The following is a 15,786-nucleotide window of genomic DNA, read 5'->3' as shown; positions in this document are numbered from 1 at the left end:
AATGAGTAAAATTAGAATTTTAATAGCAAAACCCGGTTTAGATGGGCATGATAGAGGGGCAAAAGTTGTTGCAAGAGCACTTAGAGACGCTGGTTATGAAGTTATTTATACGGGGTTGAGACAAACACCTGAAGCTATCGTAAATACTGCAATACAAGAAGATGTGGATGCTATCGGCATAAGTATTTTATCAGGTGCTCACAACACAGTTTTTCCAAAAATTGTTCAATTGTTGAAAGAGAAAGGTGCAGAAGATATTGTGGTATTTGGTGGTGGAGTGATACCTGAGGACGATATACCATTTTTGTTATCTAAAGGGGTTAAAAAGATTTTTACCCCAGGGACTCCAACATCTGAAATCATAAAATTTATAGAAGAAAATGTTAAACCGAAAAATGCAGCATGATAGAATTAAGTGTTGAAAATGAAGTTGCTTATTTAACCTTAAAACCTGAAGAAAAATTTAATATTTTAAATACACATACTATTAAGGAAATAATAAATAGTATAAAACACCTAATTGATTCACCGGCAAAGGTTTTAAGGATATTTGGAGAAGGTGGTTCTTTTGCTGTAGGTGCAAATATTCGCACAATGCTTGGATATTCTGGTTTTGATGCAAAAGGGTTCTCTATTCTTGGGAATCGTTTATTTAATCTGTTGCAAGATATTCCACAGGTAGTAATTGCGGAAATAGATGGTTTTTGTATGGGTGGTGGAGTAGATTTTGCTGCTGCAGCTGATTTTAGATTTGCTACAAAAAGGAGTAAGTTTGCACATCCAGGGTCAAAACTGGGGATAATTACGGGTTTTGGTGGTACACAGAGAATACCTCGTGTAATGAAACAGAGTTATTATCAAAAATTATTTATTACAGGTGATCTGTTTGATGCAGATTTTATGTATAGAGGTGGTTTTTTATTTGGTATTTGCGAAGACAAAGATGATTTAAGGCAAAATGTGGATAATTTCGTGAGGAAAATTATAAATAAAAACAGGGTGCATATTTACTATTTAAAACAGATGGTTAACAAAGGAAGATAATATGCTTTATGAAAAGGTTTTGGAAGGGGATAGAAGAGCTTTAGCAAGACTTATCAGGTTTGTAGATGATAGGGTATCAGGTTATGAAGAAGAAGTAAGCAGACTGTTAGATAAATGTGGTAATGCGCACTTCATAGGGATTACGGGTTCACCCGGTGCAGGCAAATCAACATTGACCAATGAAATTATAAAACATTATAGAAAACTTGATAAAAAGGTTGCTGTCGTAGCAATTGATCCTACAAGCCCATTTTCTCATGGAGCAATTCTTGGTGATAGAATAAGAATGCTTGATCATGCAAATGATGAGAATGTTTTTATTAGAAGTGTTGCAACAAGAGGGCATTTAGGTGGATTATCTAGCTCAGCCGTTGAGATAGCTATGGTTTTTGATGCAGCGGGATACGACATTGTAATAATAGAGACTGTGGGGGTTGGTCAGGATGAAGTGGATATAGCTTATGTGGCTGATACATGTTTAGTAGTTAGTGTCCCAGGACTTGGTGATGATATTCAGGCAATTAAAGCTGGTATTTTAGAAATAGGGGATATTTTTGTGGTGAATAAAGCTGATAAAGATGAAGCTATTAGAACTGTTAGGGATTTAGAGTTGATGATAGAGTTATCTCTTAAAGAGGGGTGGAAACCTCCTGTCGTAAAAACAGTGGCAACGAAAGGTGAAGGGGTGAGTGAGTTAATCGGTTTTATTCAAAAACATAGAGAATCTGTACCATCTAAACATTTTGATAGATTATACTATATAGGGAAACAGTATCTTTTAGAGCATATAGAAAAGAAATTGCTTACATATGATAAATTCTTAGAATACTTGCAAAATATTAAAGATCCTTATAAGATTGTAAAGAAAAATATATTAAATACAATTGAGATTGGAGGTAATAATGGCTCATAATATGGAAAATTATGAAGAAACTGTAAAAAACTTTAAAATTGATGTGCCTGTGTATTACAATTTTGGATTTGATGTGATTGATAAATGGGCGGAGGATAGGAGTAAATTAGCACTTATTTGGGTTGATACAGATGGTGATACTCACCACAAATATACATTTTATGACCTTATGAAAATGTCCAATAAATTTGCAAATGTTTTAAGAGCTAAAGGGTTTAAGAAAGGGGATAAACTTTATGTAATGGTGCCAAGAATTCCAGATTGGTATTCCGTGATGCTTGGTTGTTTTAAGATGGGTGTAATACCGATGCCTGCACCAAAGATATTACAACCTAAAGACATAAAATACAGGATAGATGCTGCTGAGGCAAAAGGTGCTGTGGTACATATTGATGGGATAGAAAAATTTGAAGGGCTTGAGTTACCTTCATTGCAGCAAAAAATTGTTGTTGGTGGCAAATATGAGGATTGGGAAGATTTTGATGGATTGATGTCAAAAGCATCAGATAAATTAAGTAGAGAAGAGGTGGAGCCTACTAAGAGCACTGATCCATTGATAATATATTTTACAAGTGGAACTACAAAATTTCCAAAGATGGTTATGCATGAGCACTCATATGCTTTAGCACATCTTATTACCGCTAAATTTTGGCAAGACTTGACACCAAAGGATTTGCACTGGACTTTGAGTGATACTGGCTGGGGTAAAGCAGTATGGGGTAAAATGTTTGGTCAGTGGATAATAGGAACAACTGTATTAATGCACAATGCAGCCGATAAATTTGATCCTGAAAAACATTTATATATTATGGAAAAATATGGTGTTACAACATTTTGTGCACCACCTACTGCATATAGGATGCTTATTTTACAAGATTTAAAAAAGTATGATTTTAGCCAGCTAAGACATTCTATTAGTGCTGGAGAACCTTTAAACCCAGATGTGATTAGAATATGGAGAGAGTACACAGGGACAACGATTTACGATGGTTATGGTCAGACAGAAACGGTAAATACTATTGCAAACTTTCCATGTTTGAGAATAAAGCCTGGTTCAATGGGGAAACCTACTCCAGGTTTTCATGTGGATGTAGTTGATGATGATGGTAACCCTGTACCAGTTGGAGAGGTGGGGCATATAGCAATCAAGGTAAAACCTGAGCACCCAATAGGTGTTTTTAAAGGGTATTATAAAAATGAAGAGGCCACAAAAGAAGCCTTTAGAGGTGATTGGTATTTTACTGGTGATAAGGCTTATAAAGATGAAGATGGCTATTTCTGGTTTGTTGGTAGAGCAGATGATGTTATTAAAGCAAGTGGTTATAGGATTGGGCCTTTTGAAGTGGAAAGTGCTTTACAGTCACATCCAGCTGTTGCAGAAAGTGCAGTTGTTGGCTCTCCAGATAAGATAAGAGGAACTATTGTTAAGGCTTTTATAGTTTTAAAGCCGGGTTTTGAGCCATCTGATGAGTTAGTTAAAGATATTCAAGAACATGTGAAAAGAGAAACAGCACCTTATAAATATCCAAGAGAAGTAGAATTTGTGAAAGAGTTGCCTAAGACTGTAAGCGGTAAAATTAGAAGAGTTGAGCTCAGAAAAATGGAAGAGGAGCGCAAACTCAAAAATAATAAATAAGATTGATTGTTTTGCGGCATAGAGTATTAAAGTTGATACTCTATGCCAGATGATTTTTATTATAAGTGAGGTCATTAATTGATAAATGGGTGATGAGTTAGGTGATTTTTTAGAAAAGCATGAAGTTCATTATCTAAGTGATATTAATAAATTGCCTTTTGATATTAAAGAGAAAATTTACTCTTATTTTATCCCTGAAAAGTTATATCAGATATTAAATGTTAAAGATTATGATACTTTGAAAAACAAATATTTTTTAAAGATTTTCTGTGAGCCCGGTACTGATTTTGTAAAAATCGAAATTAAAACTGATAAAAAACAAAAAGACTGGGTATTTTTGTTAGAACTTGCTGACACTATTTATTATCAGTTGGAATTATCTCTTATTGTAATCTGTGACCCTAATGCTCCATTTTTCGATGTATATTATGATAAATTTGGCCATAGAAATTATTTCGCTACTGCAAAAAGGAATATCGAAGAGGAGATAAAAGCATTACAGGCCGGTTTATATCCTCATCAAACAAGGAGAGGGTTAAAATTATTTGATGAAGTTTTAACTATTTTAGAAAGATTTTGTAAGCTAACCGATAAGCATTTAATAGAAACAGATCCTTTAGGTTATGCAAGCGCAATATTTTATGAAAGGAAAGGGTTTGGTTATATCGATGGTAAAAAACTAATGATAGACATTGATAATGGGTTTTATCCAGATGGAATATTGTACAAGCTGTTGGATGATAAAAATATATTTAGAAAAAAAAGTTATTGGAATAGTGTTTGGGGGAGAAGTTGGGCAATTCATGACGGAATTTTAAAGGATGGGATGAATCTTGAATTTAATGACATTAAGATGTATAAACCGGTGGATAGAAAATTAAATATAAACACCTTTATGATGAAAGGAGATGCGCAATGAAAATAGTTTGCAGAAAAAAGATTGCTTTAGGTAGTAAAAAAGAGGCTATTGTTATTCCTGTTTATAAAAATATTGAAAATTTAAAAGCTTTAACAGGTAAAAGGGTAGAAGATGAAATAAAAAAGATATTAAATTCTGATTTTTTCTACTTTGAAGACAATGAAATTAAAAGTTTTTATATCGAAATTAACAAAAAGATTAAAAAAGTATACTTGATTAATATACCAAAAGAACCTGAAGAATATAGAGATTATATGAAGTTGGGGAGTAAATTTGCTGATATCTTAAAAAAAGATAAGATTTATACATTCTCCGTCCTTTCCATTGAAGATATATATAATGAGAGGAAAGATTTTAATTATACAAAATCGTTTATCGAAGGTATTTACTTTGGATTATACGAATTTGATAGGTATAAAAGCAAAAAGAGTGAGTATGAATTAGAAGAAATAGAAATTATTACAAACAGCAACAAAACAAAGAAAGTTTTTGATGAGGAAATGGGGAAATTGGATATTATTTTTAATAACGTCAATATGGTTAGAGATTTGGTAAATTTGCCTCATGCAGATTTGACACCTCAAATATTTGCTGATTTTATTAAAAAATATGAAAGTGATAAATTAAAAGTTACTATATTTGATTATGATACACTTCAAGAGGAAGGTTTTGGATTGATTGTAGCAGTGGGTAAAGGTGGCGTAAATAAGCCTTGCATGGTTAAGGCAGAGTATAAAGGGGATCCTGAAAGTGAAGAAAATGTGGCATTGGTTGGTAAAGGGGTCACATTTGATTCTGGGGGTATGAATTTAAAACCTACAGGGCATATAGAAACTATGAAAACTGATATGGCTGGTGCTGCAACAGTTTTTGGTATTATTAAGACACTTCATGATTTAAATGAAAAGATAAATGTATATGCATACATTCCGCTTGTGGAAAATATTATTAGTCATGAGTCATATAAACCAGGTGATATTATAAAATCAAAATCAGGTAAAACAGTGGAAATATTAAATACAGATGCTGAAGGGAGACTTATTTTAGCGGATGCTCTTTATGAAGCCACAAAGACTGATCCAGAAATAATAATAGATATGGCTACTTTGACAGGAGCTTGTGTTGTGGCACTTGGTTCGTATTGTGCAGGACTTTTTTCAAACAGGAAGTTTCTTGCTAAGAATATCTCTGATTTGTCTTATGACCTTTGTGAAGATATATGGGAATTGCCGTTATATGAAGAGTATAAAGATAGGATAAAAGGCGATATTTCTGATTTGATAAATATTGCTAAGAAAAGGGGTGAAGCAGGCTCCATAATTGCAGCTTTATTTCTTCAAGAGTTTGTTGATAACTATCCATGGATTCATTTAGATATAGCAGGAACTGCATATGTAGAAGAAAAACACCCTATTTTTGGTAAAGGTGCGACAGGTTTCGGGTTAAGATTGATTTATAGCTTTATTAAAAAGTTTTATATAGAGAAAAAATAAAAAAGGGGGTTATCCCCCCTTTTTTTTATTATTAGTAGCTAATAATTTTTGGTAACCAAAGAACTGACTCTGGCCAAAAAGCTACCATAGCCAAAACTATTAATTGTATTATTATATATGGTATAATACCTTTGTAAATATGCATTGTAGTAACTTCTGGAGGTGCTACACCTTTTAAGTAGAATAAGGAGAACCCAAAAGGTGGTGTTAAAAATGATGTTTGAAGGTTTACTGCAAATAAAATTCCGAGCCAGAGCAAGTCAACACCAAAGTGTTCAAAAATTGGTGCAACAACTGGCACAAGTATAAAAGTAATTTCTATAAAATCTATAAAGAAACCAGCAATAAATACTACAAACATTACTAAGAATGTAAACATCCCTTTAGAGAGATTTGCACCAATAACCAAGTCTCTAATGTAGGTATCACCACCCATACCTCTAAATACTAGACCAAATGCAGTAGCACCAACTAAAAGGATAAAAACCATACATGTGAGGTATGTAGTTTCAATCATAACAGATTTTAATGTATTGTAATTAAACTTCCCTTTTGCAGCAGTTAAAACAGTTGCAAAAAATGCACCCACTGCAGCTGCTTCTGTTGGAGAAGCAATACCTGCAAATATTGAACCAAGAACTGCCAAAATTAATAAGAATGGAAGTAAAAACGCAGTAATAATCCTTTTATACATCCCTTCTTTTCTAAATGCATCGAGCTCTTCTTTTGGCATTGCAGGGCAACTTTCTGGTTTGAAAATAGCCATACCAACTATATATACGATGTAAAGGACAACAAGCATAAGGCCTGGCACAACTGCTCCTATAAACATAGAACCGATGTCCACATTGAGAATTGAGCCAAGCAAAACAAGCACAATACTAGGTGGAATAATCTGTCCTAATGTCCCTGATGCGGAAATTGTACCAGTGGCAAGTTCAGGGGAATAATTTCTTTTAAGCATAGTAGGTAAACTTAAAAGACCCATAGTAACTACTGTTGCACCCACAATACCAGTTGAAGCTGCAAGTAAAGCACCAACTACTACAACAGATATAGCAAGTCCCCCACGTAATTTACCAAATAGCAATGCCATTGTTTCCAATAATTCTTCTGCCAAACCTGATTTTTCTAACATAACACCCATATATACAAAAAGTGGCACAGCAATCAGCACTACGTTGGTAATTCTACCCCAAATACGAAGAGGAAGAAGATTGAAGAAATCCAATCCAAAAGTTGCAAGACCAAAGAAAAGGGATACACCTCCTAAAGTAAAGGCAACAGGATAACCTAAAAGTAATAATCCGAAAACTGTTATAAATAGGATTAGTGGCATAGCTTCAGTCATTGTCAGCTCCTTTGAGGTATTCTTGTTTGTCTGTTAATATGAAGAAGTTTTTTATAAGCATAGAAATCCCCTGCAATAAAACTAAAAAGAAACCAACAGGTATTGCACTTTTGAGTATAAACCTATAGGGGAGACCACCAGGGTTTGGAGATCCTTCTTTAATAAGAAATGAATTGATAACAAAATTCTTTGAAGTGTAGATAACTAAAAGGGAAAAAGGGATAAGAAAAAATATTGTCCCTATAATATCGATCAATGCTTTCTTCTTTTCACTGAGTTTGTCATAAATAACATCAACTCTTACATGCCTATCATGCTTTAATGTGTATGCTGCTCCAAGTAGGAATAGAAAACCGAATAAGTGCCATTCAAGCTCTTGAACAGCAACAGAACTTTTATTAAAGAGATATCTAGTGGTAACATCATAACAAACAACCAAAACCATCAAAGTAGAAAGCCATGTAACTAATAATCCAAATTTTTCATTGAAGGTGTCGATTAACTTCATTATTTTGGCCATTAACTTCAAGTTAACCTCCTTGACTATGTTTTGAAAAGCATATATGCCTTTTTCCTTATTAAGTCAAGTATAATAACAAGTTAAATATTACTAAATAAAGTTAATTAAGGTTGTTGATATAAAAGTTAAAGCCTAAGCCTAATAGTAAAACATTTTTAAATTGAGGGTGTTGCACAATAATAATTGCTTAAACACCTCAGATTGCTTCGCTAACGCTCGCAAAGACAGCAATTTTGGGTCATTGCGAGGCAGTGTAAGCTGCCGAAGCAATCTCAAAACTATAGTGATATCAGAAAATTGTTCCATTGTGCAACAACCTCAAATTGTTATAATTAAGAGATTGCTTAGATAAATTACATTGCTTTGCCAAGCCTACAGAATGCTGTCAATGTTTGCATTAGTGAAGCAATCTTAAAAATTATTTAACTTGTACTGTGCAAGTCTTTAAGTCTGGTAGTTAATAACAATTGAAAAAGGGAATATAATTTGTTAAAGTAGCCAAAAAATTTAGGGGGCAATAAAATGAGATTAAGTCAATATTTTTTACCCACTTTAAGAGAGGATCCGAGCGAAGCCGAGGTTGTAAGTCATAAATTTATGCTTAGAGCTGGTATGATAAGAAAAGTTGCAGCTGGTATATATAACTACTTGCCAGCAGGGTTAAAAGTTATAAAGAAGGTGGAAAATATTGTCAGAAAGTATATGAATGAAGCAGGGGCAATAGAGCTGTTGATGCCTGCGGTTGTTCCTGCTGAGTTGTGGATAGAAAGTGGTAGATGGAATGTTTATGGAAAAGAGCTGTTGAGACTCAAAGATAGGCATGACAGAGATTTTTGCATTGGCCCTACTCATGAGGAGGTAGTGACAGATATTGTAAGAAATGAAGTGAAATCATATAAGCAGTTGCCTTTAAACCTTTATCAGATTCAGACAAAATTCAGAGATGAAGTGAGACCAAGATTCGGTTTAATGAGGGGTAGAGAGTTTATTATGAAGGATGCATACTCCTTTGATGTGGATGATGAGGGAGCGGAAAAAAGCTATATGCTCATGTATGAAGCTTACTGTAAGATTTTTGAGGCGTGTGGTCTTGAGTATGTAGTGGTTGAAGCAGATTCAGGGGCTATTGGTGGTAATTTTTCCCATGAGTTTATGGTAACTGCTGATACAGGAGAGGATTTTGTAATTAGTTGTACAAATTGTGATTTCGCTGCAAATATTGAAAAGGCTCCAATCCTTGATGAAGGTGTGGTATCAGATGAGCCTTTGAAAGAGCCAGAAATTGTGACAACTAAGAATATTAAAAAAGTTGTGGATGTGGCTGATTATTTGGGTATCCCTCCACATAAACATGTTAAGACTCTTATTTTGAAATCAGAAGATAAATTTTTTGCAATACTCATTAGAGGTGATAGAGAGCTTAACCTTGCTAAAGTAAAAAATTTCTTTGATTTGCCTTATGTGGAATTTGCTGATGAGGAAGATATCTTGAGGATAACAGGCGGCCCTGTTGGATTTTCTGGACCAAAAGGTTTGGACATCCCTGTCTATGCAGATTATGAAATTAAATATATGAAAAATTTTGTGTTGGGTGTAAACGAAAAAGATAAACATCAGATAAATTCAAACCTTGGAAGAGATTTTGAGGTTGATGGATTTGGTGATTTTAGAAATGCTGTTCCAGGGGATAAATGTGCAAGATGTAAAAAAGGGGAATATAAAATTACTAAAGGAATTGAAGTAGGGCATATATTCAAACTTGGGACAAAATATTCAAAAGCAATGAATGCGTATTATTTGGATAAAGATGGCAAGCAAAAGCTTATGGTAATGGGTTGTTACGGTATAGGGATTGGTAGGACGGCAGCAGCTGCAATTGAGCAAAATCACGATGAAAAGGGGATAATCTGGCCTGTTCAAATTGCACCATTTGAAGTTGTTATTGTTCCTATCAATACAAATTCTGAAGATGTTGTTAATCTTTCTGAAACTTTATATCTAAAACTTAAGAATAATAATGTGGATGTGTTAATAGATGATAGAGATGAAAGAGCAGGAGTGAAATTTAACGATGCTGATTTGGTGGGTTATCCACTTAGAATAAATGTGGGTGCAAAGGCACTTGCTAAGGGGAATGTGGAGATATTTATCAGAAAAACAAAAGAGACTGTAGAAGTGAAAAAAGAGGACGCTATTGCAAAAACTATGCAACTGCTAGATGATTTAAGAAGTAAAAGAATCTAAGTAAAAAGGGGCTATTTAGCCCTTTTTTTGATTTAATTGAACAAAATTTATATAATTTAAACACCATTTTATTTTTCTTGAAATTTAAATCGTTTGTGATATTCTGTTGCTCGTAAAAATCTAAAAAGGAGGAATTATGAGAAAGCTGTTATTATTTGTAAGCGTAATGTTGTTACTATTTTCAACATTACTGTTTGCTGCTCCAAGATATGGAGGAACTCTTGTTTTTGGTAGAGGTGGTGATTCTGTTACGATGGACCCATCACATGCTACTGATGGGGAAACTTTTTATGCAACAACTCAAATCTATGACAACTTAGTACAGTTTAAATATGGTACTACAGAGATTGAACCAGCGTTAGCAGAAAGCTGGGAAGTAAGTAAAGATGGGTTGGAGTACACATTTCATCTTAGAAAAGGGGTTAAGTTTCATAAAACCAAATATTTTAATGAAGATGTGGAGTTTACAGCTGATGATGTGATCTTTTCTTTAAAGAGACAGATGGATCCAAATCATCCTTACCATAAGGTAGGTGGTGCTTTTGAATACTGGCAAGCAATGGATATGAGCAATATTGTAAAAGATATTGTTAAAGTTGATAAATACACTGTAAAATTTATCTTGAAAAAACCTGAAGCACCTTTTATAGCAAACCTTGCAATGGATTTTGCTTCTATCCTTTGTAAAAAGTATGCTGATAAACTCTTGAAAGAAGGTCATCCTGAAGATATCGGTAGATTTCCTGTTGGTACAGGGCCTTTTGTATTTGTAAAATGGATAAAAGATGACAGAATCATCTTTAAAGCAAATAAAGAGTATTGGGCAGGAAGGCCTTATATCGATAGATTGATATTGAAAGTTATTCCAAACAACTCTGTTAGAGCTGCAGAGCTTAAAACAGGGCAGATCCATATAATGGATTTCCCAAATCCTGAAGAGGTTGCTGATTTGGAGAAAAATCCAAATATAAAGATTGTTAAACAGGAAGGGTTAAATGTAGGTTATCTTGCAATGAATACAGAAAAGAAACCTTTTGATAACCCTCTTGTTAGAAAAGCGATTTATTATGCAATCAATAAAAAAGAGATAGTAAAAGCTGTTTATGCGGGTTTTGGTGTTCCAGCTAAGAACCCTATTCCACCAACAATGTGGTCTTACAATGATGATATTAAAGATTATGAATATAACCCTGCAAAAGCGAAAGAGTTGCTAAAAAAAGCTGGTTATCCAAACGGTTTTGAAACAGATATATGGGCTATGCCTGTGCCAAGGCCATATATGCCAAACGGTAGAAAAGTAGCTGAGGCTATTCAGGCTGACCTTGCAAAAGTGGGGATAAAGGCAAAAATCGTATCTTATGATTGGGGTACATATTTACAAAAAACTAAATATGGTGAGCATTCTATGGCTCTTCTTGGTTGGACTGGTGATAATGGTGATCCTGATAACTTCCTTTATGTATTACTTAGTTCAAAGGCTGCGGTAAAACCTGCACAGAATATTGCGTTTTATAAAAGTAAAGAGTTTGATAAATTGGTAGAAGAAGCAAAAGTTATCACAGATAAAGAGAAAAGAGCTGAGCTTTACAGAAAAGCACAGGAAGTATTTCATAAAGATGTACCATGGGTTCCAATTGCTCACTCTATAGTTGTTGAGCCAATGAGAAAGAATGTAATGGGATTTAAACTTGATCCAGTAGGTAAAAGAAGATTTCATAAAGTTTGGCTTGAAAAGTAATTATTATGGGAGGCATAAGCCTCCCATTTTAGTATTAATAAACAATATTTTTAGTAAAAATCCTTGACATTTAGGTTTTCTAAGCTATAGTTAGGCCGCTTTTAGTTTAAAAGGGATAAACATGCTTGTTTATATACTTAAAAGGCTACTTTGGACAATTCCTACAATATTTGGTGTTTCGATACTTGTTTTTGCTATGGTTCATCTTGCACCTGGCGATCCTGCTCTTGTTATGCTTGGTGAGCATGCAAGTAAAGAATCTGTTGAAAAGCTTAGAAAAGATTTGGGTTTGGATAAACCGTTGTATGTTCAGTATCTCATTTTTGTTAAAAAAGCTGTCAAAGGGGATTTTGGAAAGTCTATTAAGAGTAGGCAAGATGTAATTGTGGAATTTTGGGATAGATTCCCTGCTACTGTTGAGTTGACAGTAGTTAGTATGCTTTTTGCAATAATAATAGGGATATTTGCAGGTATTATAGCTTCAGTAAAAAGGTATTCAATATTTGATTATACAAGTATGGTGGGTTCTCTTGCAGGTGTTTCTATGCCTGTGTTTTGGTTAGGTTTGCTGCTTATCTACTTTTTTGCAGTAAAGCTTGGATGGCTCCCAGTATCAGGTAGGTTGTCCTATGAATATTACATAGATAAAGTTACTGGCTTTTATTTGATAGATGCTTTGATAGCAAAAGATTATGAAGCGTTTTGGGATGCTTTAAAGCACTTAATCCTACCTGGGTTTGCTCTGGGTACAATCCCTATGGCACTTATTGCCAGAATGACAAGATCTAGTATGCTTGATGTGTTAAAAGAGGATTATATAAAAACTGCAAAAGCAAAGGGGTGCTCGTCATTTAGAGTTATTATGATACATGCGTTTAGAAATGCTGCAATACCTGTGGTAACCATTGTTGGCTTGATGTTTGGTACTTTGTTGGCTGGTGCGATCCTTACAGAGACAACTTTTAGCTGGCCAGGTATTGGAAAATGGCTTGTAAATGCTGTTTATCAGAGAGATTTCCCTGTCGTTCAATGTGCGACATTGATAATTGCTGTTATTTTTGTTGTTATTAATTTGATAGTGGACATTATTTATGCTTTTATAAATCCAAAGGTAAGGCTTGATTGATGAAGGAATCGCTTTTTAAAGAATATGTTTTAAGATTTAAAAAAAATAAATCAGCTTTATTTGGATTGGTACTTGTATCAATTTTGATTCTTTTAGCAGTATTTGCACCGATAATTGCTCCTTTTGATCCAACTGCTCAAGATTTAAGAATGAGGTTAATCCCACCAATTTGGGAAGAGGCGGGTAAGTGGCCTCATATTCTAGGTACTGATGATTTTGGAAGAGATCTGTTTTCGAGAATAGTTTACGGTGCAAGAATATCATTGATGATTGGTGTGATATCAGTTGGTATTTCACTATTTTTTGGCTTAATCATGGGTTCTGTAGCGGGATATTATGGTAAAAAGGTTGATGCAGTCATAATGAGGATTGTTGATATAATGTTTTCTATCCCTGCAATTTTACTTGCAATAGTTATTGTATCCATGCTTGGGCCAAGTCTTTATAATGCAATGATAGCAATTGGTGTGGTGGGTATCCCTTCTTATGCAAGGATTGTAAGAGCTTCTGTATTACAAGAAAAAGAGAAAGAGTATGTGGTAGCCTCAAGGATAAATGGGTCGTCAGATTTGAGGTTGATATTCAAAGTTATTTTACCAAACTGTATGGCTCCAATTATTGTTCAATCGACTATGGGGTTTGCTTCGGCAGTTTTAGAGGCAGCAGGATTAAGTTTCTTGGGGCTTGGTGCTCAGCCACCAACTCCAGAATGGGGAGCAATGCTTTCAGATTCTTTGCAGTATATAATGAGAGCTCCATGGATGATTACTTTTCCTGGGCTTGCTATTTTTATGGCTGTTCTTGGATTTAACCTTGTGGGTGATGGTTTGATGGATGTATTAGATCCAAAACAGAAGGATAGGTAGATGCTACTTAGTGTAAGAAATTTAAAAACAATCTTTGAGACTGATAAAGGGGTTATAACAGCAGTAAATGGTGTGAGTTTTGATATAGATCATGGTAAGACCTTATGTCTTGTGGGTGAATCAGGTAGCGGTAAAAGTATAACATCCATGTCTATTATGAGATTGATTGATAAACCTGGGAAGATTGCAGAAGGGGAAATAATATTAGATGGGGTAAACCTTGTAGAGCTTTCAGAAAAACAGATGAGGCAGATTAGAGGGAAGCAGATATCTATGATTTTTCAAGAGCCTATGACTTCCCTTAACCCTTCTTATACAGTGGGTTATCAGATTAAAGAGGTTTTGAAAATACATCAGCCACATTTAAGCAAAAAGGAGATTCATAAAAAAGCTGTAGAATCTTTAGAGTTGGTGGGGATACCATCAGCAGAGGATAGATTGAAAGATTATCCGTTTAAATTGAGTGGTGGGCTCAGGCAAAGGGTAATGATTGCAATGGCTATGGCCTGTGAGCCAGAGTTATTGATAGCGGATGAGCCTACTACTGCGCTTGATGTGACAATTCAAGCTCAGGTTTTAAGCTTGATGAAAGAGTTACAGAGAAAAAAGAATACATCTATACTTTTTATAACACATGACCTTGGTGTTGTTTATGAGATGGCCGATGATGTGGCTGTAATGTATACAGGCTTTGTTGTGGAAAAAGCCTCAAAAGAGAAAATATTTGATAAACCGTTTCACCCTTATACCGAAGGTTTGATTAAATCTATCCCATCAACGACATCTGGGGATAGAAAAACAAAACTTTACTCTATAAAAGGTAATGTTCCAAGCTTATACGATTTGCCTAGAGGTTGTACATTTTGGCCAAGATGTCCTTGTGCAACAAAAATGTGCAAAGAGAAAAGACCAGAGCTAAAGGAAATAGAACCTGGACATTTTGTAGCGTGCTTTAAGGCTGAAGGGTTGTACTAATGGAATTGTTGAGAGTAGAAAATTTAAAAAAATATTACGAAGTTAAAAAAGGTGGTCTTAATAAAAAGGCAATTTTAAAAGCTGTTGATGATGTATCCTTTGTAATAAGTAAAGGGGAAACTTTAAGTGTCGTTGGTGAATCAGGGTGTGGAAAATCTACAACAGGGAAATTAATTTTAAGGATTGAAGATCCTACGGATGGGAGGATACTTTTTAGAGATGAAGATATTGCTAAAAAAAGTATAAAAGAGCTAAAAGAGTTTAGAAAAAGTGTTCAGATTATTTTTCAAGATCCATATTCTTCTTTAAATCCAAGATGGCGAGTGGGTGATATTATAGCCGAACCATTGGTGTTAAATACTGATTTATCAAAAAAAGAGATTGAAGATAGAGTGTTTTATTTGATGGAAAAAGTTGGATTGCTACCTGAGCATTATTACAGGTATCCACATCAATTTTCAGGTGGTCAAAGACAAAGGATAGGGATAGCTAGGGCTTTAACATTAAATCCTGAGCTAATAGTGTGTGATGAGCCGGTGAGCGCTCTTGATGTAAGTATTCAATCTCAGGTTTTAAACCTTTTGATAGATTTACAAAATGAGTTCAAATTAACATATCTTTTTATATCACACGATCTTGGTGTTGTAAGACATATTTCAGATAGAATAATTGTTATGTATCTTGGAAAAGTAATGGAAAAAGGTACGGTGGACGATATTTTTAACAATCCTTTGCATCCATATACAAAAGCTTTACTTGATGCAGTTCCAGAGATAGGTAAAAAGAAGGAGCATAGGACAATTTTAAGTGGTGAAATTCCAAGCCCTATCAATCCCCCAAAGGGGTGCAGATTTTATACCAGATGCCCATTTGCAAAAAGTGAGTGCCAAGAAATCTCTGGTGAGTTAATAAAGGTTTCTGAAACACATTTTACAGCCTGCCCTTTTCAAAAATAATCTTG

At 34.5% G+C, this 15,786-nt stretch carries 14 protein-coding genes; 12 read left to right on the top strand and 2 right to left on the bottom strand.

What is annotated here, in order from left to right:
* Position 1: 1 nt before the first annotated feature.
* The 6 genes from DEFDS_RS10475 to DEFDS_RS10450 all read left to right on the top strand — a co-directional run bounded on the left by DEFDS_RS10475 (position 2) and on the right by DEFDS_RS10450 (position 6,005).
* A complete protein-coding gene (locus DEFDS_RS10475; protein WP_013008771.1) occupies positions 2-406 on the top strand; it encodes a cobalamin B12-binding domain-containing protein in 405 nt (134 codons plus the stop codon).
* Positions 403-1,044, top strand: coding sequence for an enoyl-CoA hydratase-related protein (locus tag DEFDS_RS10470; protein ID WP_013008770.1), 642 nt, complete (start codon positions 403-405; stop codon positions 1,042-1,044). Before DEFDS_RS10475 ends, DEFDS_RS10470 begins: the two co-directional genes overlap by 4 nt.
* Position 1,045: 1 nt before the next feature.
* Positions 1,046-1,957, top strand: a complete 912-nt coding sequence (meaB, locus tag DEFDS_RS10465) for a methylmalonyl Co-A mutase-associated GTPase MeaB (protein ID WP_013008769.1) — start codon at positions 1,046-1,048, stop codon at positions 1,955-1,957.
* Positions 1,947-3,593: an acyl-CoA synthetase gene (locus DEFDS_RS10460; RefSeq protein WP_013008768.1), complete on the top strand. Its 1,647-nt coding sequence runs from the start codon at positions 1,947-1,949 to the stop codon at positions 3,591-3,593. The genes meaB and DEFDS_RS10460 overlap by 11 nt, the downstream gene beginning before the upstream one ends.
* Positions 3,594-3,678: 85 nt before the next feature.
* Entirely contained in the window at positions 3,679-4,512 is an 834-nt protein-coding gene (locus DEFDS_RS10455; RefSeq protein WP_013008767.1) for a hypothetical protein, read from the top strand.
* A complete protein-coding gene (locus tag DEFDS_RS10450; RefSeq protein ID WP_013008766.1) occupies positions 4,509-6,005 on the top strand; it encodes a leucyl aminopeptidase family protein in 1,497 nt (498 codons plus the stop codon). The genes DEFDS_RS10455 and DEFDS_RS10450 overlap by 4 nt, the downstream gene beginning before the upstream one ends.
* Before the next feature lie 31 nt (positions 6,006-6,036).
* Here DEFDS_RS10450 and DEFDS_RS10445 read toward each other — a convergent pair whose 3' ends face one another.
* Together DEFDS_RS10445 and DEFDS_RS10440 are read right to left on the bottom strand one after the other, a co-directional pair.
* Complete coding sequence (locus DEFDS_RS10445; protein ID WP_013008765.1) at positions 6,037-7,356, bottom strand: TRAP transporter large permease; 1,320 nt, start codon at positions 7,354-7,356, stop codon at positions 6,037-6,039.
* Positions 7,349-7,885 (bottom strand): TRAP transporter small permease subunit, encoded by a 537-nt coding sequence (locus tag DEFDS_RS10440; protein WP_013008764.1) that lies wholly within the window; start codon positions 7,883-7,885, stop codon positions 7,349-7,351. Before DEFDS_RS10440 ends, DEFDS_RS10445 begins: the two co-directional genes overlap by 8 nt.
* Positions 7,886-8,398: 513 nt before the next feature.
* On the opposite strand from DEFDS_RS10440, the gene DEFDS_RS10435 reads away from it, so the two are divergent.
* From DEFDS_RS10435 to DEFDS_RS10410, 6 genes are all read left to right on the top strand, one after another.
* Positions 8,399-10,120 carry a proline--tRNA ligase gene (locus tag DEFDS_RS10435; protein ID WP_013008763.1) on the top strand — a complete coding sequence of 574 codons (1,722 nt, stop codon included), beginning with the start codon at positions 8,399-8,401 and terminating at the stop codon, positions 10,118-10,120.
* A 136-nt stretch (positions 10,121-10,256) separates the two neighbouring features.
* On the top strand, positions 10,257-11,858 hold the full coding sequence (locus DEFDS_RS10430; RefSeq protein ID WP_013008762.1) for an ABC transporter substrate-binding protein: 1,602 nt from the start codon (positions 10,257-10,259) through the stop codon (positions 11,856-11,858).
* A gap of 121 nt (positions 11,859-11,979) precedes the next feature.
* Positions 11,980-12,984 carry an ABC transporter permease gene (locus DEFDS_RS10425; RefSeq protein ID WP_013008761.1) on the top strand — a complete coding sequence of 335 codons (1,005 nt, stop codon included), beginning with the start codon at positions 11,980-11,982 and terminating at the stop codon, positions 12,982-12,984.
* Positions 12,984-13,850, top strand: coding sequence for an ABC transporter permease (locus DEFDS_RS10420; RefSeq protein ID WP_013008760.1), 867 nt, complete (start codon positions 12,984-12,986; stop codon positions 13,848-13,850). Before DEFDS_RS10425 ends, DEFDS_RS10420 begins: the two co-directional genes overlap by 1 nt.
* Positions 13,851-14,825 (top strand): ABC transporter ATP-binding protein, encoded by a 975-nt coding sequence (locus DEFDS_RS10415; protein ID WP_013008759.1) that lies wholly within the window; start codon positions 13,851-13,853, stop codon positions 14,823-14,825.
* Positions 14,825-15,781 carry an ABC transporter ATP-binding protein gene (locus DEFDS_RS10410; protein ID WP_013008758.1) on the top strand — a complete coding sequence of 319 codons (957 nt, stop codon included), beginning with the start codon at positions 14,825-14,827 and terminating at the stop codon, positions 15,779-15,781. The genes DEFDS_RS10415 and DEFDS_RS10410 overlap by 1 nt, the downstream gene beginning before the upstream one ends.
* Positions 15,782-15,786 lie beyond the last annotated feature (5 nt).

The sequence above is a fragment of the Deferribacter desulfuricans SSM1 genome, assembly GCF_000010985.1.
Classification (GTDB): domain Bacteria; phylum Chrysiogenota; class Deferribacteres; order Deferribacterales; family Deferribacteraceae; genus Deferribacter; species Deferribacter desulfuricans.
The sequence above is the reverse complement of the archived record's forward strand: the minus strand, read 5'-3'. Positions and strand labels throughout refer to the sequence as shown.